This is a genomic window from Paenibacillus tritici (assembly GCF_018207515.1).
Classification (GTDB): domain Bacteria; phylum Bacillota; class Bacilli; order Paenibacillales; family Paenibacillaceae; genus Paenibacillus_AQ; species Paenibacillus_AQ tritici.
Window position 1 is genome coordinate 422,137 of sequence record NZ_CP073365.1, and the last position, 26,348, is coordinate 448,484.

A 26,348-nucleotide genomic window follows, 5' to 3' on the forward strand; every position below is an offset into this window, starting at 1 on the left:
ACTTGAGTCTATTTAACTATACTGTCGTAATGCACTCCGGTAGCAGATTGCCTGCAAACTAGGACTTCCCGCCAGGCATCCGGCTACCACTTGGAGCCGCCCGAGCTGCGGCCGGACTTGCCGCCGCCCCAGGAAGAACCGTCTGATGAGCGCCCGCCACCGCCACCGCCACCGCCGCCCCAAGAGGAGCCGCCCGATGAGCGCCCGCCGCCGAACCCGCCCCCGGAGGAATTCCGGCGGCGGGCCTGCTCCCGGCGCTGCTGTTCCCGCATCATGGCCAGCCTGGCTGCGCGTTCAGCTTCCTCCTTCTGACGGACCAAGCGGTTCGCTTCTTCCACGAAGGAGGAAATCTGCGAAGCATAGGAGCGCCCGGTGCTCTCCAGTTCATCCAGATCGTATGGACTGGAGGATAGACGCTGCTCCAGCTCGCCGTACTCCGGCAGCAGGGATAGCTGGAAGCGGCTCTGCGAGGCAATACCTCTGCTATGCAGCAGATTGTGCGCGGCATCCACCCGGCTTTGCCCCTCGTTGAACAGCCTTCTTACGCTATCCAGACGTTCCTCCAGAGCGTCCAGACTTCCGCCGATACTATTGAAGCTGCCTTCCGTCTCGTCCTGCAGGGCAAGCAGCCCGTCGAGTCCGCTGCGGGCCTTGTCATACTCCCCGCGTGCGTCGCTGGTCCAGGTCTCAATCTGCGGCACCTCAGCCGCACCTTGCCGCAGTGCGCCGCCGGTCTGCTCCAGCAGCTGTTCCAGACTGTCCAGATGCTGCCGGGCGAACCGGTTCTTCGCCCCGGCAAGCCTGCTCTGAAGGTCATTGCGCTGCTGGGTCAGCGTTCCCCATTTACTGCGCACAGTCTCCAGGTCTCGAAGATTATTCTGCCGGATCATAGCCTGGCGCTCCGTCATAGCCACGGCTTCGGCGAGCAGCGCATCCAGTGCAGCGCCGGTCCGGCGCACTTCGTCCATATCGCCGCTGTGCAGCGGCGCTTCCATGGAACTCGCGGCAGCGGAAGCCTGCTCCAGGCTGTCATAAGGCTTGACCTTCATGTTGTGCAGGGAATGCTGGTCAATCAATCCGGCAATGCGGCTGCGGGTTGCAGCCAGAACACCCGGGAAAGCCTGCAGCTTATCGTGATAGGCATCCACATCCTGCAAGTCCTGCTCAATCTGCTCTTGCCGCTCCTGCGCTTCTTCAGTGATCTCCTGCGCGGCAATCGGGTCGAACAGCTCCAGCTGATCAGCTTTGGCTGTCTCCTCAGCCAGCTCCTGAAGATCTTCGGCGATCTCCTGTAGCGTATAGCCCGTCTCTTGGGCAGCTTGCTGCAATTGCCCCTCAAGCTCCGGCGCATCCTCTTTCAGCTCGGTGATCTGCTGTTTGACGTTCCGGTCAGCATCGCTAATGACCGCGATGTTCTTCTCTTCTTGTTCCAGGGAGACGCGGAATTCCCCCTCTGCCCTCTGAAGCTCCTCTGCCGCCGCCTTGAGTGCAGACAAACGGTAGAACGGCGGCAATGGTCCTTGCCCGGCTGTCTGCAGCGCTGAGATTTCCACCAGCCGGGAGGTGAGGCGCTTCGAGATGCCCTCCACCAGCTCTCCGGTCTTGCCTTGTACGATTCCCTGAAAAGGCTGAAGGGACTCCAAGGCACGGTTCGCCCGCACCAGCAGGTCTGCCAGCTGCTCCTGCTGCTTAACAAGCCCTTGGCGGCGGCGCATTCCGGTAATCAGTACATACAGCAGGAGCAGCAGCAAGGCAGCACCGGCAACGACAGCTGCGAGGGTTAAGAGAGGGAAGCCGCTGCGCGTTCCGTCGCTGCTGCCGCTAACCCCACCCGTTCCTGTCTGGACACCACCAGCCGTACCACCGCCAGTTGTGCCGTTCTGCGTGCTGTTGCCTATGGCCTGCAGCTCCTGAATTACGGAGCCGATGCCTCCGGCAATATCGCCGTCTCTGGCATAAGGATTGAAATAGGTCTCCAGCACCTTGCTGATTGCTGCGCTGCCCGTAGCACCGCCCTGTTTCTTCGACCAGGTATCGAGTGCATTCTGAAGATCCCGGTTAATGAAGCTAATCTCCGTCTGCTGATCTCCGTAAGCAATCAGAAGCAGAATGTCCCGGGTCTTCAGCCCCCAGGTATCATATACATCCGCCGCATAACTGGACGAATTGTTCCCATTCAGTGAATCAATCGTTAAGACATGGAAGGTATAACGGTCTGTAGTAGCCATCCGGGTAAGGTTATCGGCTTCTTTGGCTGTGAGCAGCCGGGCTTCATCTGTAATGGCTCCCTGCTGTGCGGGAATATCGGCAGCATAGACCCCGGGTATCCACAGTAAGGATAATATCAAGACTAAAGAGAGGATTTTTCTCAATCTGACACACTCCGATCTATAGGCTATTGTCGTTATAGTATGCTGATCATTATACTATATCATTACACATTCTGAGGGCTGCAGATGCAGGCGCCCGGGAATTAACCGGATAAAGGGCAGGTGGAAAAGATTTTGCCCATCAAAAAAACCGCACCCCATTAAGGGATGCGGCTCTGTATGTGCTCTCTATATAAGAGGCACTAAAGAATTAACGAAGCAAAAAGAAACGGAGGGGAAATTTGGAACTGTAGGAGCGGTAGCGACCGCCTCCCTCCTTATGATTCAGTTTTCTTACGCTAGCTCGCTAATTCGCAGGATTTCATTCGTTATGAATACAAATGCAGTAACGAAGCAGAGCGGGTGGGGGTTAAGGTGGCGGTACGGGCATAACCAAATAAGGGGACACAAGACAATTCCCATTAAATCCCTTTATTTGCATGCTCCATCTTTAACCTTGTGGTTTACCCTCCCATGTCTCAACGGGTCGATGCCCTTACATTCCTTCGTTACACCTATCAAGGAGATGGAGTCCGTCAGTGCTTTGTCCACGGGTCTGAGCCCTTTAGGCGGTCGTAACGGTACTCATGCTTCATGATGAATCCTGCGAATGAGCCAGTTGGCAAGTGGATACTTTCGGTCTTAGGCTGCAGAGTTTACCTTGCACACATCATAGTCGGAACCATTCTTGGACATCGCTACAAGCATGCGTGCGAGCTTCCCGCACAGCTTCATGATGGACTTCATGCCAGTCATGTGTTTCACTCGTTTGTTATACTGATGAAGTGCCCGAAATTCCGGATTGACGGAGACCATCTGAAATACGGCGATAAAGAGGATTTTTCGCAGTCCAGGTCGCCCTCGCTTCGTAATTTTCACTTGGCCTTTGTAGAGGCCTGAGCTGTTCTCCGACAGATGTAAACCGGCTAAACGAAGTAATTGGTTGCCGTGGGCAAAGCGGCTGAAGTCACCTGCTTCACTGTATAACGCCGCCAAGGTAATGTCATGGATCCCTTTAATCGATCGCAAGCTCTTCGTGGCGGGAATGGTTTGAAGGATGTGATGAATCTTCTCCTTCAGTAGCTCCATTTGGTCGTGAAATAACTGTAGTTGCTGTAAAAGCATCGATAGACTCAGTTTAGCTTCTTCGACGGACTCTGGGCTGCCTACCGTTCGTTGTGCCGCGTGGAGGAGAGCGACGGCGACTTTGTGGCTACCGGCACGTTTTAAACGCTTCTTCCACCCTACAATGACCTCTTGAACCGACAAGGTGCAAAGATCGGAAGGATGAGCAAATTCGGCTAACGTTGCCAGAGCGGTCTTCGAAGTGATGTCTTTAAAGACCTGCTGGAACTCAGGGAAGTAGATGTCAGTCCAGCGGTAGATTTGATTGACTATACTGGAAGCTTGTTTGGAAATGTAGTCTCTGGTGTTGACCAGTTGCCGAAGCGCCTGAAACGGTCCCGTGTGCAGGTATAGGTCGCTGTAGTAGCCATTCTTGACCATGTCGGCAATCACTAAGGCATCCTTGACGTCATTTTTCGTTGGGGAGTTGTCCCGGTTTTCTTTATTGCGTTTCACCTGAAAAGGGTTGACGAGAACGAGTTCGAGCTGCTTCTCTTGAAGCCAGAGCGCCAGATTGAACCAGTAGTGACCGGTGGGCTCCACACCGAAAATGACATCGGTTTTGTGAAATTGGATCTGGAGCGCCTGCATCCACTGAAACAGCTTTTTAAACCCCTCCTGATCATTGGAAAAGGAAAGATAGGCTCCACGTTCGATGCCTCGGTAGTCGGTGGCACGAGCGACATGAGTGAATTTGGCGATGTCGATCCCCACAATAAGATGATGAGGGGTAATACGTTCAATGCGTTGATTTTGTTGGGCCGATTGTTTAAACTTCATAGTAAGAGCACCTTCCTTATAGATGATTGGTTGTCGTCGTGGACACCATTTATCATAAGGAGGTGCTCGTTAAATTTCAAAGCCCAAATTTAAGGGGATACAGGAATGCTTTGTCACCGGATTTCACCCGCGAACAGCGGTTTGAATCAAGAAATCTGGTGACAACAGCGGCCGGAAGTCCAAATGTTCACCGCAGTGAAGACCCAGCTTCAAGTACAAATCTTAAGTGCCTCTTATCTATTCCTGTATGAAATGAACTATCGGGTTTGCAGGCAAAGGATATATTGAAGTCTGGATTTGATTTCTTTCTGCCATTTCATATCTCCAACTTTTACAGCAAGATTGAGCAGATCCAGGTAATCGTCAACCTGCAAGGCGGTCCGGGTAGTGGCTGCGTTCATGGGTGTTCAGTCTCCTTTTAACTCAAATATAAAAATATGAATGATATACATCCAATAATGATAATCATTATCAACCATTACTGCTATTATCCACATTTTAAGCGCAAAAAGCAATATAAATTCTAAAGATGGATGATAAATTTGATTCCATGTGTTTCTTTCGCTATTAAGTAAACGATTCTGCAGAATTTGCACATTTTATCAGAATTGAGTCGTTAGGAGCAGGAACCCTACCATTTTTTGTCGAATAAGCTTGGTATACATACGTTAAGCCGATTCAACTGCAAGTGTGCATATAAATTCTTATACTTGGATAAAGGAGAATTGCGATGAAGCGGTGTAAATTGTTGCTTCTAATTAGCATTGTGCTCGTGCTTGCACACCCCGCTGCCGCTTATGCCGAAAGACAGGAGATTAAGTACCAGGCAGAACTGGAGTATCCACCTTATAAGTACATACAGAATGGTTATCTGACGGGCTTCGATATGGATCTGACCAGTATGGTGTTCGAGAAGCAGGAATATCTTGTCCACTACAGCACAGGAGAATGGGAGCAGACGTACCGGCAGCTTACCGAGGGAGCAATTGATACAACCGGACTAATGGCTGTAAGCGAGGAGAGGAGGCAGAGCATCCTGTTCTCGAGGCCTGTGTTAAAGAGCTGCATCTCCGTCTATTCGCGTCAAGGGCTTCAGGAAGAAGTGAAGCTGAGTACACTCAGTAAGTACAGAATCGGTGTGGGCAAAGGGCAGTATGCAGCAATGGTTCTGCAGAATAAGGTGGGCATCCCGTCATCGGAATACATAGAATATGCGACCGTACCGGAGGCTGTAGCGGCTCTTGGACAAGGTCAGATTGACCTGTTGTTCGAGAATCAGGGGGTTGTTGATTATCTGATTGTAGAACAGGGGTTAGCCGGGAATATTATCCGTAAAATGAGCAATTTGTATCCCCAGGATGTCGCGTTCGGCATTAGCAAATCGAGGCCGGAGCTGGTGCCCTATGTGAATGCGCGGATCGAGCATCTGGAACGCTCGGGGGCTTTTGAGGAGCTGTACCAGAAGTATTTCTTCATTCATTCGGACCGTTATAATGAAATGATGCGCAGCCGGATTTTTGCCGGAGTTGCCTTCGGTGCCGTTCTTCTGGTATTCGGGGCGCTCCTGCTCCGGATCTATATCCGGCGTCTGCGCCGCACGATTCATTCTGAACAGGAATTCTTCAAGGATGTGATTGAGAATACCGGAGTAATTGTCTGGGCTGTTCACGGGGACAAACGGAGCGTGCGCTTCAATAAATATGCCGAGGCCATGACCGGCCTTGAGGAGAAGGAAGTACTTGGCGTGAGCATTGATGAGCTATCCGGGCTTGAAGGCGGAGCAGCCGTGCTAAGAGATCTCTTGATCAAAGCGGTATATAAGGATTATGTGACTAATGTCGAGCTGAGGCTTCCCGACCATTCTCCGGGTGCGCATTATTTCTCTGTACGCACTGCCTTAATTAAGGGGATGGACGAGCAGGCGGAGGATATCTTTGTGCTGGTAGGCATTGATATCGACGAACGCAAGCAGAATGAGCTTAAGCTGCAGCTTAGTTACGAGGAACTGGAAGCCACCTATGAGGAGCTGGCGGCAACTGAGGTTGAGCTGCAGGATCAGCTTAACAAGCTGGGGGTCAGCGAACGGCGGTTCCGTCTGGCCTCGGAAGGCTCAGGTGCATACATGTGGGAGCTGGACTGGAAGAGCGGCTTCTACAAGCTCTCGGACCGATGGTATGAGGTGATGGATTATACCGAAGCAGAGATCAACTCCTTCGAGGGAGGCGTTCTCAGCATCATTCATCCGGATGATCAGGAGTCTGCGAACCAAGCCAGACAGGCGCATCTTACCGGGCTAACCCCGATCTACGAAACCGAATACCGGATGAAGACCCGGCAGGGGGAATATGTGTGGTTCGAGGTACGGGGGAAGGCTATCGTGGACCCGCGGGACCAGATCGTCCTGTTCCTGGGCTCACTGATCGACATCAGCAAACGTAAGCAGGCTGAATTCAATCTGAACCATAGCTATCAGGAGCTTGAAGCAACCTATGAGCAGCTTACCGCGACGCAGGAGGAGCTTGTAGGGCAATATGATATGCTGCTGGAGAATCAGAAGAATATGCACCGTCTGGCTTATGTGGATTCCCTCAGCGGTCTTCCCAACCGGCTCTGTCTGCTGGAGACGATGGAGGGTTATTTCCGCCGGCCGGGAGGCAGAGCGGCGCTGCTTTTTGTAGATATGGATAATTTCAAGTACATTAATGATACGCTTGGACACAAATCCGGCGATATTCTGATCCGCAAAGCCAGCGAGCGTCTGCAATCGGTTGTGCGTGAGGGGGATATGCTGTCGAGGCTCGGCGGAGACGAGTATGTCGTGTTCCTCCAGGATATAGAGAGCCGGGTGGATGTTCTCAATCTGGCGGAGGATATTATGCGCGCCTTCCGCAAGTCGTTTCTTATCGGCGAGAGCAATCTGTATGTCTCCTCCAGTATCGGGATCTCCTTCTATCCGGAGGATGGCGAGACGACAGAAGAGATTCTGAAGAATGCCGATGTAGCGATGTACCGGGCCAAGGAAGAGGGGAAGAGCACTTATGTGGTGTATGACAAATCCATGCACACCGCCTTCAATGACCGGATGAACATTGAGAAGCATCTGCGCAGTGCCATGAACAATAATGAATTTGAGCTGCACTATCAGCCGCAGGTACAGATTGAGACAGGGCTGATCTCAGGCTTCGAAGCCCTGATTCGCTGGAACAGTCCGGTTCTCGGGTTCGTCTCTCCGCTCTCCTTCATCAAGATCGCCGAGGATTCCAGATTAATTATATATATCGGTGAATGGGTGCTGCGGGAAGCCTGCAAGTTCATGAACAGCATTCACCAGCTTACCGGAATCCCCTACAAAATATCGGTGAACATCTCCATCATTCAGCTATTACAGGATGATTTCGTTGAGATTGTGCTGGACAGCCTGGAGGAGAGCGGCCTTGCGGCATCCAGTCTGGAGCTGGAAATTACCGAGTCGATATTCATGGAATCGTTCGGGAGTACGGTCAGCAAGCTGGAATTCCTTAAGTCCCGGGGTATCCGGATTGCACTGGATGATTTCGGAACGGGGTATTCCTCCCTTAGCTATCTGCAGCAGCTGCCGATCTCCACGCTCAAAATGGACAAGATCTTCATTGATTCCCTGGCGGATAAAGCCTTCAGCGAATCCTTTGTCCAGACGATCATTATCCTGGGCCACAAGATGGGTCTGGATGTGGTAGCCGAGGGGGTTGAGGATGCCGGCCAGCTGGCTTTTCTTAAGGAATCAGGCTGTGACAAGGTGCAGGGTTATCTGATCAGCCGGCCGGTGCCGCAGCGCCAGGTAGTGGATCTGCTCGTTCCGCAGCGAAGATATGGAGCGGATGTCATACGATAACCATTTTATTTTTCCCTGTTTTTTTGGCCTCATAGAGCGCATCGTCCGCCTGCTGGAAGGTGGAGCTCTTGGAATCACCCTTGCTATAATCATGCATTCCGATGCTCACCGTAACGGCCTTGTTCTCCATTTCGCTGATGGGAAGCCCGGCAATCCCGGTGAGTATCTTCTCCATGATCCGCTCGGAATCAGCCACCTGCTTGGCTGTCAGGATAATTACGAACTCTTCACCCCCGTACCGCGCTGCGAAATCATCCGAACCGATATGCTGCAGCATTACGGCGGCCACCTGCTTAAGTACAATGTCCCCCACCCAGTGTCCATATTGATCGTTTACTTGTTTGAAATTGTCGATATCAATAACAGCCAGCTGCATGGGAAAAGGGTTGCTCTGCTGGTGCTCAATCAGCCAGCCCAGATATTCATGGAAGGTCTTGTGGTTGTACAGATCGGTCAGGGGGTCAATTTTGGACAGCCTGTCCATAATGATATTCTGGATGCGCAGCTCCTGCTCAGACTTCACCGAATTCTCGAGCGAACGCATAAGATCCTTGCCCCGGGCAATGACACCGAAGCCGGCCAGGGACGTTCCGGCTAAGATCAGGGTGATAATGATATTCTGGATGCGCAGCGTGTAATCGTAAACAGAGGTGTTCAGAAATAACATGATGATGTAGATCAGGCAGATCACAGAGGAAGCCCTCAGATAATTCTCCCTCAGATAGATCATGGATACCAGCAGGGGAAGCAGCATAATCAGCGGCTTCACATGATATTCGGAACTAAGATTCAGGATAAACACGATGCCGCACAGGTGGCTTCCAAGAATAATTGAGAATTCAGATAACAACGGCTTGTATTTATGAACGGCTTCCAGAATCAGCAGCAGGACGAACAGAATAGCATCTGGAATCCAGATATGCCTAATGAGATATGGCTTGTCGGACAACTCGGGCCGGTGGCCCCACATGGATAAGCAAACATATAGCTGGCTTGCCATATAAACAATAAACGCCATCCAAAAGGTATTGAGGATGACGCGGTTCCAATACATTTGGCGAGGAGTAGGGGGCGGGATCTGCATAAGATGTTCCTCTTTTCCAGTGTCAATGTACTTATATATTCGACAATGTTCTCGTTTTTCCTTCTGGGACTTATGTTGGGTATTAATGCCGGGATTCCAGAGAATCTTCAAGTTCAATCGTATAGGACGGGAATAACGTTCGTCTTTATTGATGTATTTATGATTTAATATAGGGATTAATCATCATTATATGTCCTAAACACGAATTATAAACAGGATTTATCATTGACACATTCGCATTATTTCTGTAGAATTCCAATTGGCCCGTAATAACGGGTGGAGCTGTTCGTATATCCTCAATGATAAGGTTTGGGGGTTTCTACAGGGGACCGTAAATTCCTGGCTACGAATAGGGTGCATTTTGCATACCTATGATGAGGCCGGGATTTTTTGTGCTGTCTTGCAATTGGATACTATATACCGCAGAAACGCTTCAAGCCTTGGTCAATGAAGGACGGAGCCGTTTCACCCTGGGAGGAACAGAGAAGATATGAGTAAATATGATGTGATTGTGGTTGGAGCCGGTCCGGCCGGAATCTTTGCCTGTTATGAATTAACGCTTAAGGCTCCTGAGATGAAGGTACTGCTGGTTGACAAGGGACATGATATCTACCGCCGCAGCTGCCCGATTCTGGAGGAGAAAATCAAGCTCTGCCCGCCGGCTTCAGGCCGCAAGGAATTCGCCGGTTGTCTGCCGGCCTGCTCCATTACTGCGGGCTTCGGCGGTGCAGGCGCGTACAGTGACGGCAAATTCAACATCACGACCGAATTCGGCGGCTGGATGACGGATTATCTGCCTCCTTCCAAGGTGATGGAGCTGATTGAATATGTGGACGGGATTAACCTTGTGCATGGCGCAACACCGGTGATTACCGATCCCACCACGGAGAGCATCCGCGGGATTGAACAGCGGGGATATGCCGCCGGACTGAAGCTGCTGCGGGCCCAGGTCCGCCATCTCGGAACGGAACAAAACCTGGAGATTCTGAAGTCGGTCTATGAATATTTGCGGACACGCATTGATATGCTGTACAAAACAGAGGTCGAGGATATAGTCACCGTCAAAGAGAACGGAACCCACCGCATTACAGGCATTACCCTGAAGAACGGGGAGAGTCATGAGGCCGATCAGGTGATGATTGCTCCCGGACGGGACGGCTCGGCCTGGCTGACTGCGGTGCTTAAGAAGCGCCGGCTCAAAATGTACAATAACCAGGTCGATGTCGGGGTGCGTGTTGAAACCTCAGATGTGGTGATGCGGGAGATTAACGAGCATCTGTATGAAGGCAAATTCATCTTCAACACCTCTGTGGGGACGCGGGTCCGTACCTTCTGCAGCAATCCTTCCGGTCATGTGGTTGTGGAGAATCACAGCGGAGTGATGGCGGCGAACGGCCACTCCTACAAGGACCCGGCGCTGGGCTCGAAGAATACCAACTTTGCGCTGCTGGTCTCCCATACCTTCACGGAGCCGTTCGACAAGCCGAATGAATATGCCCGGGAGATCTGCAAGCGGGCGAATGATTTGTCCAGCGGCGGTGTCATTGTGCAGAAATATGGAGATATCCTGCGCGGACGCCGGTCTACGGAGACCCGGATCAAGGAAGGATTCCTGGAGCCTACGCTGAAGGAAGCGGTGCCTGGCGATCTGGGACTGGTGCTGCCGTACATCACGATGAAGAGTCTGATTGAAATGGTTGAGGCCCTGGAAAAAGTAACCCCGGGGATAGCCTCCGAGCATACGCTGTTCTATGGCGTGGAAGCAAAGTTCTATTCCGCCCGCCCGAAGCTGACGGAGCAATTCGAGACGGAGATCTCCGGTCTCTACTGCGGCGGCGACGGGGCGGGCATTACCCGGGGACTGGCCCAGGCCGGGGCGGCTGGAGTCTGGATCGCGCGCGGGATGATGGCGAAGAAATAGTTCCCTTAATTTAACTCTGCTGATATAATGTTAGAATACATAACATGATAGAGTGGAGTGAATATGCAGGATGGGAATTCGCCGGAGTAAGGCCGCTGTCACTATTGTTCTGCTGCTGGTTGTTGGTCTATATAGCTTATGGATTGAGATGTACTGGGTTCATAAGGTTGTCTATCTGCTGCTGATGGCGGCACTTGCCGGGCTTGCGCTGGATATCCGCCGCAGCGGCGCGCACAGAGCAAGCCAATTGGCGGAATCCCGGGAGAGGGTAGAGCTGCTCGGCAATGAGATCGTGGTGACCTCAGACCGGCTGCATGGCGCTTTGGAGGAGATTACCCGTCATACCGGAGGGCTTCAGCAGACGGCAGACTATTCCCATGCCTATGAAGTGGAGCTGCAGACCCGCAGTAATGAAGCGAAAGCCAATATTGAAGGGGCTTTTGCCACAATGGGCGGAGTAGCAGCGGTTACCGGACATCTCGGAGAATTGAACGGAAGGCTGAACGCAGCGATGCAGGCGGCGCGCACGGGAGTGGCAGATATGCTGGATTCGCTGCAGAATACAGATGGGGTCATGAAGGAATTGCAGGAGCAGAGCGGAGATATGCTGGGCAAATTCACCGCATTAAGCGGACATATCGCCTTGGTCGAAGAGATGAACTCCCTGATTGTAGGCATCGGCAATGAAACCTCGCTGCTGGCTCTTAATGCCTCGATTGAGGCTGCACGGGCGGGTGAGGCTGGCAGGGGGTTCGCAGTGGTTGCGGGCCGGATCAGGCAACTGGCCGATCAGAGCCGTGATTCGGTTGAACGCTCCTCGGCTGTGCTGCTTGACATCAATAATGGCGTGCGGCAGGTGCTGGAATCCGTAACGAAAGAGCAGGCTGCGGTGGAGCATGGTGTGCAAGAAGTAGCTACCGTGAAGCAGCGCCTGGGGGATATCTCGGCAAGGGTGGAAGAGGTGGGAGCCGTTGTCGCGGAATCGGCTGCAGCGGCCCAGCGGCAGAGCAGGCTGATTGAAGAGGTAACCAGTGAACTGAGCGGCGCGGTGGGCATTGTTAATGAGACTATAGCAGGCGTAGATCTGACCCTGGAGCAGGTAACCCGGCAGCGGACGCAGATTGGACAGCTTAATGAGATTAGCGCGAGTCTGCTGCTGGAATCTCAGGCTCTGCAGCAGTCGGTGAATGGAATTGCCGGACGCGAAGTGATGGAGCAGAGCTACAATACGGTGCGGCTGCAGGATATGCAGCTGTTGCTTCAGGAGATAGCTGCCAAGCAGGAGATGGACACGCTGGATGCGGATATCCATGGCAGGGTCCTTACGGCCTGTATGCACAAGGTGCGGGATGTGCAGGCGATCTGGTCCAACCGGACGGATGGTACGTTCATCTATTCCGAGCCGGCGGCCGGACTGCTGAATGCGAAACGCCGGGACTGGTGGAACGGAGCGATGACTGAAGGGCAATACGTATCCCAGCCGTACGTGTCAGCTATTACGAAGCGCTCCTGCATTACCCTCTCCAGAGTGATTAAGGATGGCCGCGGGGAGATTGTCGGGGTGGTGGGGATTGATCTGGCGGTGTAGCACAAGAAGAGCAGCAGGTTGTTCCCGGCCGGGATGCCTGCTGCTTTTCTTGTGGGTGTGGCCTCTTCCGGCCGGACTAGGCATGTTCAGCCGGGAGAATGCGCAGCCCGCTCCAGAGGCTCTGCCAGTTCTTGCCGGCTATCCGCCTCTCGAATACAGGCAGCAGATGCGGATGGGCTGCGAAGTAAGGCGTGGGCCGTAATACCAGCTGAACCGCGTCTTGAACACCATGGGGAGCCGCGAGGATCAGCTGACCGTCTTCGGTGAGAGAGAGGCCCAACGCCGTTGCCGTCTCTGGGAATTTGGACATGCCGTCTGTGGAGGAGGAATACGGCGGCAGGTTATTGACAATATGCATTCTGGCCTGGTTCTTGACGGACCAGGGAATGCCGGGATACCGGCTTTTCAGCTGAGCTTCCCATGACTTCTCCACCTCTTCCCGCAGGTCGCCGGGGTCATAATAGATCACATCAATATCCGCGTGCGGCGTTCTATCGTGTAACCCGTGCTGCACATCCCAGATCTTGGACCGTACGAATCCGGCGCAGACCCACCAGTCCGGCAATTGCAGCGTGCTGGCGGCGTTCAGAATATCCATCATCCAGGTATCCTCCTCCACCAGCCGGAGAATATCGGATTCTGTATGGATCAGCATTTCTATGCACCTCCGTAGAATGTTAGTGAGTATCTATAAATCGACAAAATTATTGAAGTGAATATCACTAAGTTGCTCCGAGATTTCATCAATTGAAAGTGGTTCAGGATCGCTAATCCATAGGCAGATCACGCCCACCAGGCCTGAAATGATATATTCCAAGCCTAATACCTTTTTTTTATCATGAATAGGAAGGGCCGCGCCATTAAGAATGTGTTTTCTTAACACCTCTTTTAGGCGGGAGGAGAAGCTCAATTGACCGTTGTCGCCAAGCATGGTTCTATATAAACGGATATCGGATTTAATGCTCAAGAACATCTTTTTGAAAATCGCCGTAAATACTGACTTATTGATTTCTTGAAGATCCGTAATTTCTGAGGCGAGGCTGTCATTTAAGATCTCAAGGCATTCCTGGCTTAGCTTTTCCATCAGATCAGGCTTATCCATATAGTGCAAATAAAAGGTGTTCCGGTTAATCATGGCTTCATCGGCAATGTCCTGGACGGTTATCCGGTCGTAACCTTTGATCGGGATCAAAGTTAAGAGGGCTTCTTTGATTGCTTTTCTTGTTTTTATTATCCGTAAATCTACTTTTTCTGTTCTCATCCATGACTCCCTCTTAGATATAATAGTCAGATTATTAACATCTGTATTTTATTTATCATTACGCATCATATCGACCATTGAATGGTTTAATTCTACGTTTTACACTTATTATTGTCAAAAGACTTTAATAGGGAGTGTTAACATATGAAAACAATAGCAATTATCGGCGCAGGGAAAGGTCTGGGCTTGTCGATTGCCAAACGCTTCGGCAAAGAGGATTTTCAAGTTGCGCTCGTATCGCGTAATGAAGACAAGCTGCAAGAAATGGTGGATGAGCTGAGAGCAGACAGTATTGAAGCTTCGTTTTTCACGGCAGATATTTATAACAAAGAACAAATCGAACAAGCAATGAACGGGATAACTGACAAATACGGACATATTGATGTACTGGAATTCAGCCCAACACCGGGTAAGTTTCCCCCGACCTCCGTATTGGAATTAACCCCTGACAATGCCAGAGATCAGTTTGAAGGTTATGTTGCAAGTGCCATTAATACGGTCAATGCAGTATTGCCGGATATGCTGGCTAAGCAGGAAGGTGCTTTGCTGTTTACAACCGGTTTGTCGGCCATGTATCCAGTTCCTATGATGGGTAACGTAGGAATTGGATTAGCAGGACTGCGAAATTATATAACGAATCTTCATGCAGAGCTTGAATCCAAGGGCATATTTGTCGCACACAGGTCATTAGGGTTAATGATCAAACAAGGAACAGGCACTGTTAATGACCCGGATGTAATTGCCGACATGTGGTTCAAAGTATACGATGAGCAGAAAGTATGGGAAGAGGAATATCCGAAGGGCGTTACGCCTGCAACGATTTTATTCTAAAACTTTACAAAGAGGGCAATGAGAGTTTGTTGAATAAAGCGCTTTAAAAAAGGGTTGACACCACCTGACTAAAAACATACAATATGGCTATATTAAGGAGTGTCACTGATTCGATCAGGCACCACCATCGTCGATGATTCTACGAGAAATGCTTCATTTCTTGTATATCGGACTGTGGTGGTTTTTTGGTTTTCAGAGGGAGGAAACTCAAATGAAATTTAAGAAATCCCTAAATAATAACATTGCTTTGGCAGAGGACCCGGACGGTAATGAAGTGATTGTAATTGGAACGGGAGTGGGTTTCAAAAAAGCAAAGGGACAGGAAATCAGCCAAGCAGATATACAAAAAACATTCCGGATTGGCGCTGACGAACGGTACCAGCGGATGGAGCAGTTTTTTAATGAGATTCCTTTGCAGGTTATAGATATTACGGACCAGATTATACAACTTGGCAAACAGAATATTAGTACAAAGCTAAATGATTCCATTCTTTTGCCTTTGGCCGATCATATTCATTACGCCTTGGAGCGGCTGAAGAATGAGCTGGAGATTCAGAATCCGCTACAGTGGGAGATTAGAAATCTCTACCCCAAGGAGTTCATGACAGGTCAAAAGGCTGTAGGCATGATCAATGAAGCATTTCAGGTGAAGCTGCCGGATGCAGAAGCCAGTTTCATTGCACTACATTTGGTGAATTCGCAGATTGATCGTGGGACCATGAATCAGACGATGAAGATTACAACGATTATCAACCAGATTATTGAACTGATGAAGGAACACTTCAATATCAAGCTGGAGCAGGATTCGATTAATTACTCCAGATTCATCACGCATTTGCGATATTTTGTCGTCAGGCAAATGAACGAGGTCATGCTGTCCTTCAAGGATGAGCATTTTCTATATGACATATTATCGTCGAGATATCCCGACAGTTACGAGTGTGTCCAGAAGATTAAGCATTTTGTGGAAAAGGAATACGGTTTCTCGATTAACAAGGACGAAATGGTCTATCTGATTATTCATGTGGAGCGAATGACTTCGCGCTCCGGTACGGAGTGATCCCCGTTCTTGAAATATGGAGTGTTACTGACTCGATCAGGCACCACCAAATGTTCCCGAATCTGCTGTTCAACGCAGACTTGGATTACATTTGGTTTTTTTTATGCCTACATTCTTAGGAGGAATGACAAGTGAACAACAGAGAATTGTCCCAGGAGATTATCCGCCGAATCGGAGGAAGTGCGAACATCGTTCAAGCCTGGCACTGCATCACAAGATTACGCTTCAACGTTAAGGACGAGAAGCTGGTTCAGGTCGCTGAGATTACGAAGCTGCAAGGTGTGCTGGGGGCACAATTTCAGAATGACCAGTTCCAGGTGGTTATCGGAAATAACGTTGCCTCCGTCTATGCGGAGGTAGAGAATGTTATGAAGGAATCAGCGACGTCTGAGTTAAGCGGAGCAGAACGTTCAGGCACCGGGGCGAGAGGATTCAATGCCGTGCTTGATACGATTTCCGGAATATTCACGCCTATTCTGCCGGCGATTGTAGGTGCGGGGATGCTCAAGGGCGTACTTGCCCTCTTGGTCACACTGGGCTGGATCTCGGAGACCAGCGGAGAATACAGCGTATTCACGATGATCGCCAATGCCTCTTTTTATTTCCTTCCGTTTCTGCTCGCAGTCTCTGCCGCCAGAAAGTTCAAGGTGAATGAATATCTGGCTCTGACATTGGCGGGAACCCTGCTGTATCCGACGATCCTGGATGCGTATAATGCCGGGAAGCTGGAAGCAATCCCCTTCCTTGGCCTTCCGGTCTCTATTGTGAATTACACGCAATCCGTGATTCCGATCATTCTGGGCGTATGGCTGCTCAGTTATGTCTATCGCCTGATCGACCGGTTGATCCCGAATACGCTTAAAATCATATTCACGCCTATGCTGGTTCTCGCAATTACAGTGCCTATAATGCTTATTGCCATCGGTCCCTTGGGAAATTTCGGGGGGATCTATCTGGAGAAGGGCGTATCCTGGCTGTTTGCCCACTCCGGTCCGCTGACAGGGATTGTGCTTGGAGGCCTGATGCCGCTGATTGTTATGACAGGCATGCATTACGCGTTTTTCCCGGGAACCTTGCAGAACTTAAGCAAACTCGGTTATGACGTTCTGCTGCTGCCGATCAACTTAATTACCAATCTGAGTCAAGCCGGAGCTGTACTCGCCGTATTTCTTCGGACCAAAGATCCAAAGATGAAATCTGTGGCCCTGACCAGTGGGATTTCCGCCTTATTAGGAATTACGGAGCCTGCGCTGTATGGGGTCAGCCTTAAGCTCAAAAAACCTTTCTATGCCTCGATCATCGGGGGGGCTGCCGGAGGCGGGTTCATCACTGCCGTTGGACTGAAATGTTACGGGTTTGCCGTCCCGGGCCTGTTATCACTCCCGCTCTATATCCAGCCGGGTGGGGGGATGAAGAATTTCAGCTATGCAGTGATCGGAATTGCCATCAGCTTTGTCGTCTCCTTCGTCATGACGCTGATACTCTGGAAAAAGACTGACAGCGCAAAGGCCCGCAGCGAGCGGCCTATGGGGAGTACTGCTGCCGACCGGAGCGAAGCAGGCACCCCTGAACCGGAGGCAGTCCAATCTGTACAGGATAAGAAAAATGAAATCTTCAGTCCCTTCCAAGGCGAGCTTGTTGCGCTTCAGCTTTTGCCGGACAAGACCTTTGCAGACGAGCTGACAGGTAAAGGCATTGCGGTTAAGCCCGCCGAAGGACGGATGACAGCTCCATTTGACGGAATCGTTACGATGGTTGCCAAATCGAAGCATGCAGTGATGCTCCGTTCCATAGAAGGAGTGGAGGTGCTGGTTCATATTGGATTAAATACCGTATCGCTCAAGGGCCAGCATTTCGATGTGAAGGTTGTACCGGAGCAAAAGGTGGAAAAAGGCGATCTGCTTGTCGAATTCGACTTGGAGGCGATTGAAGCCAAAGGAATTAATATAGTCTCGCCCGTCATTGTAACCAATACACCGGATTATCTGGATGTTATTCCCGTCCAGGTGAAGGGGGTGATTCCAATGAATGGAATACTTCTTTTCACGATTAAATAATCGCAATCCTAAAAAATATCATTCTGGAAGGAGTTAGATGAATCATGTTAAAACATACAGAGGGATTATCTTTTCCGCAAGGATTCTTATGGGGGGGAGCTACAGCGGCCAACCAGTTGGAGGGGGCTTACGACGCGGATGGCAAAGGACTATCCACTTCAGATATGGCACCGTTTATCCCGCATGAATTGCGGGACGGCAAGGATTTTACGTTCGATGTGGATTCTGTACAGCTGGAGGAGTATCTGGACGGGGATACCGGAGTTTATTTTCCGAAGCGCAAGGGTGTGGACTTCTACAATCATTATAAAGAGGATATTGCACTTTTTGCCGAGATGGGATTCAAGGTCTTTCGTCTTTCGATTGCCTGGACGCGCATTTTCCCTACGGGAGAAGAAACGGTACCTAATGAAGCCGGACTTGCTTTCTATGATAAAGTGTTTGATGAGCTGCTGAAGTATGGAATTGAGCCACTGGTTACCATCTCCCATTATGAAATGCCTGTGGAGCTGTCAAGAAAATATAACGGCTGGGAAAACCGGAAAATGATTGAGTTGTATCTGAAGTTTGCCAATACTCTATTCGACAGATACAAAAATAAAGTCAAGTACTGGATTACCTTCAACGAAATGAACATGATTCTGACCAGCCTGTATACAGGAGGCGGTATTCTCGAAGACCGCATTCAGGGAACCAAGGAGCAAGTGGCTTATCAGGCTACCCACCATCAGTTTGTGGCCAGTGCGTTGGCAGTCAAGAGCTGCAAGGAGAAGATCCCGGGTGCCCAAATCGGCTGCATGATCTGCCGTCTCGAGACCTATGCGGCATCCAGCAAGCCTGAAGATGCGCTGCAGACGCTCAAGGAAGATCAGATGAATCTGTTCTATCCGGAGGTTCAGGCGCGCGGAGAATATCCGGCCTACATGCAGCGTTACTTCAAAGAGAATCAGATCGAGCTGGTGAAAGAACCTGGTGACGATCAGATTCTCAAGGACAATACGGTGGATTACATCGCGTTCAGCTATTACATGACCTATATTGGCAAATACGACCCGAATGACAACAGCAACTCGGGGATGCTCGTAAGCCAGATCAAAAATCCGCATCTTCAGGTTTCGGAATGGGGCTGGCCTATTGATCCGATCGGCTTAAGAATTGCCCTTAACCGGCTGTATGACCGTTACCGGATGCCTCTGTTCATTGTTGAGAATGGATTGGGTGCGAAGGATGTTGTGGAAGAAGACGGCTCTGTCCATGATTCCTACCGGATCGATTATCTGCAGAAGCACATTGAACAGATGAGAGAAGCTGTACAGGACGGAGTAGAACTGATGGGCTTCACCAGTTGGGGACCTATTGATATCATCAGCTGTTCGACCTCGGAGATGGAGAAACGTTATGGCTTTATCTATGTGGATCAGGACAACTCCGGCAACGGGACGCTGGAAAGATCACGCAAGGATTCCTTCTACTGGTATAAAAAGGTCATTGAAAGCAATGGCTCGGAGTTGTAAATCATAGCCGTAAATAAATTTCCTAAAACCAGCCGATAAGAGGTGTACCTTCTTATCGGCTGGTTTTTTTGCGAAAAATATTAGTATATTGTGGGGGGGATTTCCATTCGTTCACTTCGCGGGGATCAATGTCGCATAAATGGCTGATTAGAAGCGCCAGTGTAACGTTTGGGATCACGCTGGCATGAAATTATAGAATTTTTAATTCAAACGTGCCGCAGGCACTTTTTGCGGGAGTCAGGTGTTATAGAAGTATTACGAGTAAGGAGGTGAGGGCAACGTCACAGGGACATATGCCGGATGGGCAGCAGGTAGAGGCGATTATCATCAGAGTGCAGCAAGGGGAGAGGGAATGTTACTCCCGGATTGTAGATGTGTATCAACAGCCGATCTACCGGTACTGCTGCCGGATGCTGGGGAACAAGCACGATGCCGAGGATGCGGTGCAGGATGTACTGGTCAAGGCCTATCAATCCATTGGGAGGTACAAGCCCACCGTCAGCTTCTCAGCCTGGCTGTACCGGATTGCCGGCAATCATTGCCTGAATCTGCTGCGTCAGCAGAGAAGACAAGGTTATTTCCTGCGATTGTTCCGCCCCGACACGGCGGTAGCCGGCCCTGAGGAAGAGCTGGTAGAGCGGCTATACAGCCCGGCACTGGAAGCGGCGCTTGGACGGCTGTCACTGGAGGAGCGGAATCTGCTGGTTCTGCGGGTGTTCGAAGAGCAGAGTTTTCCCGAGATCAGCGCTATTCTGAACATCAGTTCCAATGCGCTGCACAAAAGGATGGAGCGGATCAAACGTAAAGTGCGGGAAATCATGCAGGCGGAGGAGGGGATATCATGGACCGGACAGGAATCAGTGATGAGTACCAAGATATAAAAGCCGCAGCAGTCGGCGGGGAGCAGTTCCCTCTAATCGAGGTGACGGACAGGGTGATGGCCCGGGTCAGAGATTCGGGACAGCAGCGCAGTCCGCGCGGGATCAGGCTTGCGGGCAGAACGGCAGCGTTCTCCGGGATGCTGGTCATGCTGCTGCTGGTTGCCGTGACAGCTTACGCCGCCACGGAGTATATTCAGATCCGAAATCACGCGGGTGAAGTGAAGGTGCAGCATGTTGCGGAGAATTCTAATCCGGGAGAATCGGCGCCTTATTCCCAATATGCCTCGAAGCTGATGGATTCGGCCAAGCCGGGGGAGCTTATTGCTTATTTCGTCAGAGGAGAGAAGCTGCCGGAAGACGCGAAGTCTGCACTTCAGTACGCGGGGAAGGAGCTGCGTCTGACTGATTATTCGGCTTTTCTTGGAGAGATGAACAAACGGAAGACCCCTGTACTGCCTAAGGAAGCCGGGGGATATGTCTTCAAGTCCGGCACTATAGTTCCCGGTTCACCCTCGGACAAGGAGTATGATACTAATCCGCTGTACCGTCAGACTCTTGACGAGTTGACTGCCGAGGCGAGACAGAACACCGGCCGGAATCTGTTCATGAAGGCCATCCCGTGGACCGAGGTATCGTCCGTTGGCGCTAAATATACCAGGCAGGGGGCGGTTATTGAATTAAGTGCCACCTTAATGCATGGAGGCCCTATGCAGGTTATGCAGCCGCCGGGGGCAACCGCAGAGAAGCTGACGGTAGAGGGCCGTGAGATGGTCTACAATCTGGTAAGCAGCCCGGAGGTGCAGCCCGGGTTCAGCTACCATTATCTGAACTGGTACAACGAGCAGCAGGATACCTATTACACAGCGACTACCTTTGGGGACCGGGAATTGACCAAGGATCAGCTGCTGGACCTGGCAGGGGAATTAATCCGGGGCGGATTATAGAGAGGGCATTCATTCGGCTGCTGGTCTGTACAGGCAGAAATGTTGTACATTTTGCAGCTCCGGTCCCTGTATACCTGGATGTTTGGGAGGAATGCTGCATGGAATGCAGGAATTTCTGTGCCAAGCTGCTTGGGAGTAAGGGAGATGCTGCTTTTTATACAACAATTTCGGGTTTGGGTCATTTGGATGAGGCGGATGTTGTATTCTCTGCAAGAATTACATGGTGCGAATGAGAAGTTGGAGAATGTTTGTTTTAGACTGAAGACTGAAGTCTGAAGACTGAGGAATGAAGGCCGAAGTTAGTTTAGTTATACAAAACAAAAGGCATCCGGAGAGCGTAGCCTGTACGCTCGATCGGATGCCTTTTAATTGTAAAAGTGTGATTTGAGAAGCGACGAGGCCGCAGCCTTAGCCCTCCAGCAGCAGGGATTCAGGGTCTTCCAGCAGTTCTTTGACTTTGACCAGGAAGCTTACTGCCTCTGAGCCGTCTACGATCCGGTGATCGTAAGATAAGGCAATGTACATCATCGGACGGTTAGCCGTCCGCTCCTCATCCAGAGCGATCGGGCGCAGCTGGATCTTGTGCATGCCGAGAATACCGACCTGCGGAGTATTGAGGATTGGTGTGGACAGCAGGGAGCCGAAGACTCCGCCGTTCGTGATTGTGAAGGTTCCGCCCTGAAGCTCAGGCAGGCTCAGGGTGTTGGCCCGCGCCTTGGAGGCGAGCTCGCCAATCCGCCGCTCGATCTCGGGGAAGCTTAACCGGTCGGCATCGCGGACGACGGGCACCACCAGGCCTTCCTTGGCGGCAACGGCAATGCCGATATCATAATATTTCTTCAGCAGGAGATCCTCTCCGTCGATCTCGGCATTCAGCATCGGGTAGGCCTTGAGCGCGCCGATGACGGCTTTGGTGAAGAAGGACATGAAGCCTAGTCCGACCTCATGCTTCTCCTTGAAGGCATCCTTGCGGCGTTTGCGGATGTCGAGAATTGCAGTCATGTCCACCTCGTTGAAGGTGGTCAGCATCGCTGCCGTCTGCTGCGCTTCGACCAGGCGGCTGGCAATCGTCAGCCGTCTGCGCGACATGCGCTTGCGCTCGGTCGCTTTGCCGTCCTCGGCGTGCGGCGCCTTGCCCGCCGGCACGGGCGGCTTCGCCGGCTCCGGCCGGGCGGCCGCCGCCGGAGCTGCCTGCGCAGCGGCCTGCGGCACGGCTGCGCCATGGCCATTCACATCGGCCTGGCCAATCCGGCCGATAGGGTCGCGGGCACTGACCTCGCCGAGGTCGATGCCCCGCTCCCGTGCCAGCTTGCGCGCCCCCGGCGAAGCCAGGGCCGCAGTGCCAGCCGCCGCACCTTCGGCGGCGGCCGGAGCCGTTACAGCAGCGGCGGGTTCAGCCGCTGCGGCTCCTGCGGCAGCAGCAGGAGTGCTGCCGCTCTGCGGTGAGGCGGCAGCTGCCGGCTTGCTGCCGCTGGCAGCACCCGCGCCGCTGCCGGCGCCGATAATGCCGATGGCTTCGCCAACGGCAACGTTCTCGCCCGCCTGGCGCAGGATGGAGGAGATGACTCCGTCCTCCTCCGCACTGATCTCAAGGTTGACCTTGTCAGTCTCAAGCTCTGCAAGCACATCCCCCTGGCCGACAGTGTCGCCCTCTTTAACCAGCCATTTGTAGATCGTTCCTTCGGAAATCGATTCGCCCAAATCAGGTACTTTTATCTCGGACACAGGCCGTTACCTCCCCAAATATAGTGGATTGCGTTATCGTATGACCGCCTGCTGCGTTCAGGAAGACGGTACAGGTGCTTGCACTTGAGTATTCAGTTTCAGGGCTTCTCTGACAATGCGCCGCTGTTCGAAGCTGTGGACATCCGCATAACCGCTGGCCGGGCTGGAACGGTCCGGACGGCCGATATACTGGACTGTCACCTTCTGCGGGGCAATCGCCCGCAGCCGGGAGTCGGCATACGTCCAGCCGCCCATATTCTTCGGTTCCTCCTGCACCCAGACGATCTCCTCCAGAGAGCTGAAGGTGCTGAGATGTGCGCCAAGCTCACGTTCCGGGAACGGATAGAGCTGCTCCAGTCGGAGGATGTGCAGCCAGGAGAAGTCCTGTCCGCGTCCAGCTTCAAGCTCGGTCTGGAGGTCGATGGCAACCTTCCCGCTGCACACCACCAGTCGCTTCACCTTTTCCGGATTGCTGCCCAGCAGCGGTTCGGGAAGAACCGGCTGGAAGGCGCCCGAAGCAAGGTCAACTCCCGCTGAAGTACTGCGCGGGTTGCGGATCAGGCTCTTCGGAGCCATGATGACCAGCGGCCGGGCATCTGCCTGCCCGCAGAGCGCGGCCTGACGGCGGAGCAGATGGAAATACTGCGCTGCACAGGTCAGATTGGCTACGGTCCAGTTCTCCTCGGCGGAGAGCTGGAGGAAGCGTTCCAGCCTGCCGCTGGAGTGCTCCGGCCCCTGGCCTTCATAGCCATGGGGCAGCATGATGGTCAGATTGCTGCGCTGGGTCCATTTGGCACGGCCGGCGGAAATGAACTGGTCAATAATGACCTGGGCGGCATTGGCGAAATCGCCATATTGGGCTTCCCAGATGACGAAGGTCTCCGGGGCAAATACATTATACCCATACTCAAAGCCAAGGACAGAAGCCTCTGACAGCGGGCTGTTATAGACCCCGAAGGAAGCCCGGGAATCACTCAGCTGATGCAGCGGGGAATACAGTCCGCCGCTCTCGCTGTCATGCAGGACCAGATGGCGGTGGGCGAAGGTGCCGCGCTGGGAATCCTGACCGCTGAGGCGGATAGGAGTGCCGTCCTTGAGAATGGTAGCGAAGGCAAGGGTCTCAGCCAGAGCCCAGTCGACCCGCTCCCCGTCATTCAGCGCATCCTTGCGGCGCTTCAGAATCCGGTCCAGCTTCGGATAGACCGTGAAGCCATCCGGTACACGCAGCAGTTCGCGGTTAATCTCCTGCAGACCGGCCAGAGGGTAGGCTGTCGGACGCTGAGTAGGCTGATCGGGCTCCAGAGCGACAGCGGTTTTGGACTCCGCATTCTTCTGTTTGCCTTCCTTCATCTGATCGAACGCCTGCTGCAATACACTCTCGGCCTCGGTAATCATGTTCTTCACATCATCCTCGGTGATCACCTTCTCACGCTCAAGGCGTTCTGCATATACCCGGTAGACAGTAGGGTGGTTGCGCACCTTGCTGTAGACAATAGGCTGCGTAGTGTCAGGATCATCCATTTCGTTATGTCCGTGGCGGCGGTAGCCGATCAGGTCAATCAGGAAGTCCTTCTTGAACTGGTGGCGGTAAGCACTGGCCAGACGGACGGCGGCAATGCAAGCTTCCGGATCATCGGCATTGACATGCACGATCGGAATCTCATACCCTTTGGCCAGGTCGCTGGCGTAATGGGTGGAACGGGAATCCTCGCTCTCCGTTGTGAAGCCGATACGGTTATTGACGATAATATGCACGGTACCGCCATTCTGATAACCCTGCAATTTGCCGATATTAAGAGTCTCTGCAACGATACCTTCACCCGGGAAGGCAGCATCGCCGTGCATCAGCACAGCCATCGCCTTGCTCGTATTCAGCTTCGGCAGGCCCGGTGCATTCCGTTCTTCCTGGGCGGCACGCGTGAAGCCTTCTACTACCGGATTGACGAATTCGAGATGGCTCGGGTTATTGGCAAGCGTGATCCGGGTGCGTACGGTTTCGCCTTCGCGGACAGCACGGTCAGCCCCGAGGTGATACTTCACATCGCCGCTCCAGCCGTAGGTGACACCCATTGAGCCTTCGGAAGGGAACAGCTCCTTGTTCGGCGAATGATGGAACTCCGAGAAAATAATATCATAAGGCTTGCCCAGAATATGGGCCAGTACGTTGAGTCTTCCGCGGTGCGCCATGCCCATCAGAATATGCTCCGCGCCGTCATGCGCGGCTGCCCGCACAATCTCGTCCAGCATAGGCACGAGGGCGTCATTGCCCTCCAGACTGAACCGCTTCTGGCCGACAAAAGTCTTATGCAGGAAGGTCTCGAAATGCTCTACCTGAACCAGGCGCTTCAGCAGCTCCTTACGCTCCGTATTGTTGAGCGGGGCCGGGGAAGTCATGGATTCCGCCTGGCTGTTGAGCCAGCGCAGCTCACTCTCATCGTGGACATGCCCGAATTCATAGGCAATGGTCTGTGTGTAGGCCTGCCGCATTCTGTGGACAGCATCCATAGCGGTATGCACATCCGCAGGGGCATTATCCCAGATTAGCGAAGCGGGCAGGGCATTCAGATCCTCGCGGGTGAGCTCATAAGTCTCCAGCTCCAGCCATTTGGCCATCGGATTACTGCTGCGCTCCAGCGGGTCGATGTTAGCGGCCATATGGCCATATATACGAATATTAGCGATCAGCTTCGAGGCCTTGACAGCCTTCTTGAGCCAGTCGGCATCCGCTGAAACTGCAGGCCCTGGAACCCTCTCGGCGTCTGGAGCCAGAGGAGGGGGGCCGGATACAGTGAAGAGATCGCGGTAATGTTGTTCAACAGAAGAGGGGTCCTTGACAAACTGCTCATACTGCTCTTGGATGTAGCCCAGATTGGGGCCGTAATATTTGTTCCATACAGTTGCGTTATAGGGCTCTTTGACTGCCATGAATAGGTCCTCCTAACGGATAAACTCAGCGCGTGGCATACAGGTGTGCCACTTGGCGGAGCTGCAAATGTTTGCGGTTTCATTCTCATCTTATTGTGCTACTTTCCAGCGGGGTAATCAATTCATACTTTCGTGCAATCCGTTCGCAAAACGGCATGATTCATTACAGTATTCATACAGAACAATCATAATTTAGAGGTTTGTATATTTTGGAAATGGGTAATTGTTTCTATATTTCTATATTATGATTACGGAACGGATCTAGTGCCCTCTAGTATATTAAACCTAATATGGATCGTTTGAACTTGGAAATGGAAATATTTATACAAGCCACTGGCAATTTCAGCTAAGGTTCCTCACTATTTAACATAAAAAAATTCCAGAAAACGACACACTATTCGCATAAGATCTT

The 26,348-nt window shown here is 52.0% G+C and carries 17 protein-coding genes and 1 riboswitch; of the genes, 9 read left to right on the top strand and 8 right to left on the bottom strand.

The window, feature by feature from the left end; all coding sequences use genetic code 11:
• Positions 1-83: 83 nt before the first annotated feature.
• The 3 genes from KDC22_RS01930 to KDC22_RS01940 all read right to left on the bottom strand — a co-directional run bounded on the left by KDC22_RS01930 (position 84) and on the right by KDC22_RS01940 (position 4,675).
• Positions 84-2,348 carry a TPM domain-containing protein gene (locus tag KDC22_RS01930; RefSeq protein ID WP_211721898.1) on the bottom strand — a complete coding sequence of 755 codons (2,265 nt, stop codon included), beginning with the start codon at positions 2,346-2,348 and terminating at the stop codon, positions 84-86.
• A 663-nt stretch (positions 2,349-3,011) separates the two neighbouring features.
• Positions 3,012-4,274, bottom strand: a complete 1,263-nt coding sequence (locus KDC22_RS01935) for an IS110 family RNA-guided transposase (RefSeq protein WP_211721899.1) — start codon at positions 4,272-4,274, stop codon at positions 3,012-3,014.
• A 257-nt stretch (positions 4,275-4,531) separates the two neighbouring features.
• Positions 4,532-4,675: a hypothetical protein gene (locus KDC22_RS01940; protein WP_171720322.1), complete on the bottom strand. Its 144-nt coding sequence runs from the start codon at positions 4,673-4,675 to the stop codon at positions 4,532-4,534.
• A gap of 329 nt (positions 4,676-5,004) precedes the next feature.
• Here KDC22_RS01940 and KDC22_RS01945 point away from each other — a divergent pair, with 329 nt between their 5' ends.
• A complete protein-coding gene (locus KDC22_RS01945; protein ID WP_211721900.1) occupies positions 5,005-8,145 on the top strand; it encodes an EAL domain-containing protein in 3,141 nt (1,046 codons plus the stop codon).
• Here KDC22_RS01945 and KDC22_RS01950 read toward each other — a convergent pair.
• A complete protein-coding gene (locus KDC22_RS01950) occupies positions 8,135-9,199 on the bottom strand; it encodes a GGDEF domain-containing protein (RefSeq protein WP_211721901.1) in 1,065 nt (354 codons plus the stop codon). The genes KDC22_RS01945 and KDC22_RS01950 overlap by 11 nt on opposite strands.
• 296 nt (positions 9,200-9,495) lie before the next feature.
• A riboswitch (purine riboswitch) is annotated at positions 9,496-9,595 on the top strand.
• 124 nt (positions 9,596-9,719) lie between these two features.
• Between KDC22_RS01950 and KDC22_RS01955 the strand changes: the two genes are divergently transcribed.
• Together KDC22_RS01955 and KDC22_RS01960 are read left to right on the top strand one after the other, a co-directional pair.
• Positions 9,720-11,150: an NAD(P)/FAD-dependent oxidoreductase gene (locus tag KDC22_RS01955; RefSeq protein WP_211721902.1), complete on the top strand. Its 1,431-nt coding sequence runs from the start codon at positions 9,720-9,722 to the stop codon at positions 11,148-11,150.
• A 70-nt stretch (positions 11,151-11,220) separates the two neighbouring features.
• Positions 11,221-12,738 carry a methyl-accepting chemotaxis protein gene (locus KDC22_RS01960; protein WP_211721903.1) on the top strand — a complete coding sequence of 506 codons (1,518 nt, stop codon included), beginning with the start codon at positions 11,221-11,223 and terminating at the stop codon, positions 12,736-12,738.
• Positions 12,739-12,814: 76 nt separating this feature from the next.
• Here KDC22_RS01960 and KDC22_RS01965 read toward each other — a convergent pair whose 3' ends face one another.
• Both KDC22_RS01965 and KDC22_RS01970 read right to left on the bottom strand, forming a co-directional pair.
• Positions 12,815-13,393: a nucleotidyltransferase family protein gene (locus KDC22_RS01965; RefSeq protein WP_211721904.1), complete on the bottom strand. Its 579-nt coding sequence runs from the start codon at positions 13,391-13,393 to the stop codon at positions 12,815-12,817.
• Positions 13,394-13,426: 33 nt separating this feature from the next.
• On the bottom strand, positions 13,427-13,999 hold the full coding sequence (locus KDC22_RS01970; protein WP_211721905.1) for a TetR/AcrR family transcriptional regulator: 573 nt from the start codon (positions 13,997-13,999) through the stop codon (positions 13,427-13,429).
• A gap of 144 nt (positions 14,000-14,143) precedes the next feature.
• On the opposite strand from KDC22_RS01970, the gene KDC22_RS01975 reads away from it, so the two are divergent.
• From KDC22_RS01975 to KDC22_RS02000, 6 genes are all read left to right on the top strand, one after another.
• Positions 14,144-14,830: an SDR family NAD(P)-dependent oxidoreductase gene (locus KDC22_RS01975; RefSeq protein ID WP_211721906.1), complete on the top strand. Its 687-nt coding sequence runs from the start codon at positions 14,144-14,146 to the stop codon at positions 14,828-14,830.
• A gap of 211 nt (positions 14,831-15,041) precedes the next feature.
• On the top strand, positions 15,042-15,890 hold the full coding sequence (gene licT, locus KDC22_RS01980; protein WP_211721907.1) for a BglG family transcription antiterminator LicT: 849 nt from the start codon (positions 15,042-15,044) through the stop codon (positions 15,888-15,890).
• A gap of 131 nt (positions 15,891-16,021) precedes the next feature.
• Positions 16,022-17,947 (top strand): beta-glucoside-specific PTS transporter subunit IIABC, encoded by a 1,926-nt coding sequence (locus KDC22_RS01985; RefSeq protein ID WP_211721908.1) that lies wholly within the window; start codon positions 16,022-16,024, stop codon positions 17,945-17,947.
• Between the two features lie 44 nt (positions 17,948-17,991).
• Positions 17,992-19,461, top strand: coding sequence for a glycoside hydrolase family 1 protein (locus KDC22_RS01990; RefSeq protein ID WP_211721909.1), 1,470 nt, complete (start codon positions 17,992-17,994; stop codon positions 19,459-19,461).
• Between the two features lie 293 nt (positions 19,462-19,754).
• Positions 19,755-20,342, top strand: coding sequence for an RNA polymerase sigma factor (locus KDC22_RS01995; RefSeq protein WP_246553242.1), 588 nt, complete (start codon positions 19,755-19,757; stop codon positions 20,340-20,342).
• Positions 20,303-21,286: a hypothetical protein gene (locus KDC22_RS02000; protein WP_211721911.1), complete on the top strand. Its 984-nt coding sequence runs from the start codon at positions 20,303-20,305 to the stop codon at positions 21,284-21,286. Before KDC22_RS01995 ends, KDC22_RS02000 begins: the two co-directional genes overlap by 40 nt.
• A 408-nt stretch (positions 21,287-21,694) precedes the next feature.
• Here the strand turns inward: KDC22_RS02000 and odhB are convergent, their stop codons facing one another.
• Positions 21,695-23,011, bottom strand: coding sequence for a 2-oxoglutarate dehydrogenase complex dihydrolipoyllysine-residue succinyltransferase (gene odhB, locus KDC22_RS02005; protein WP_211721912.1), 1,317 nt, complete (start codon positions 23,009-23,011; stop codon positions 21,695-21,697).
• Between the two features lie 57 nt (positions 23,012-23,068).
• Positions 23,069-25,936, bottom strand: a complete 2,868-nt coding sequence (locus KDC22_RS02010; RefSeq protein ID WP_211721913.1) for a 2-oxoglutarate dehydrogenase E1 component — start codon at positions 25,934-25,936, stop codon at positions 23,069-23,071.
• Positions 25,937-26,348 lie beyond the last annotated feature (412 nt).

Excerpts from the sequence above, each read along its gene's own strand:
- KDC22_RS01935 (WP_211721899.1), bottom strand. The coding sequence starts at position 4,274 with ATGAAGTTTAAACAATCGGCCCAACAAAATCAACGCATTGAACGTATT.
- KDC22_RS01940 (WP_171720322.1), bottom strand. The coding sequence starts at position 4,675 with ATGAACGCAGCCACTACCCGGACCGCCTTGCAGGTTGACGATTACCTG.
- KDC22_RS01945 (WP_211721900.1), top strand. The coding sequence starts at position 5,005 with ATGAAGCGGTGTAAATTGTTGCTTCTAATTAGCATTGTGCTCGTGCTT.
- KDC22_RS01950 (WP_211721901.1), bottom strand. The coding sequence starts at position 9,199 with ATGTATTGGAACCGCGTCATCCTCAATACCTTTTGGATGGCGTTTATT.
- KDC22_RS01955 (WP_211721902.1), top strand. The coding sequence starts at position 9,720 with ATGAGTAAATATGATGTGATTGTGGTTGGAGCCGGTCCGGCCGGAATC.
- KDC22_RS01960 (WP_211721903.1), top strand. The coding sequence starts at position 11,221 with ATGGGAATTCGCCGGAGTAAGGCCGCTGTCACTATTGTTCTGCTGCTG.
- KDC22_RS01965 (WP_211721904.1), bottom strand. The coding sequence starts at position 13,393 with ATGCTGATCCATACAGAATCCGATATTCTCCGGCTGGTGGAGGAGGAT.
- KDC22_RS01970 (WP_211721905.1), bottom strand. The coding sequence starts at position 13,999 with ATGAGAACAGAAAAAGTAGATTTACGGATAATAAAAACAAGAAAAGCA.
- KDC22_RS01975 (WP_211721906.1), top strand. The coding sequence starts at position 14,144 with ATGAAAACAATAGCAATTATCGGCGCAGGGAAAGGTCTGGGCTTGTCG.
- licT (WP_211721907.1), top strand. The coding sequence starts at position 15,042 with ATGAAATTTAAGAAATCCCTAAATAATAACATTGCTTTGGCAGAGGAC.
- KDC22_RS01990 (WP_211721909.1), top strand. The coding sequence starts at position 17,992 with ATGTTAAAACATACAGAGGGATTATCTTTTCCGCAAGGATTCTTATGG.
- KDC22_RS01995 (WP_246553242.1), top strand. The coding sequence starts at position 19,755 with ATGCCGGATGGGCAGCAGGTAGAGGCGATTATCATCAGAGTGCAGCAA.
- KDC22_RS02000 (WP_211721911.1), top strand. The coding sequence starts at position 20,303 with ATGGACCGGACAGGAATCAGTGATGAGTACCAAGATATAAAAGCCGCA.
- KDC22_RS02010 (WP_211721913.1), bottom strand. The coding sequence starts at position 25,936 with ATGGCAGTCAAAGAGCCCTATAACGCAACTGTATGGAACAAATATTAC.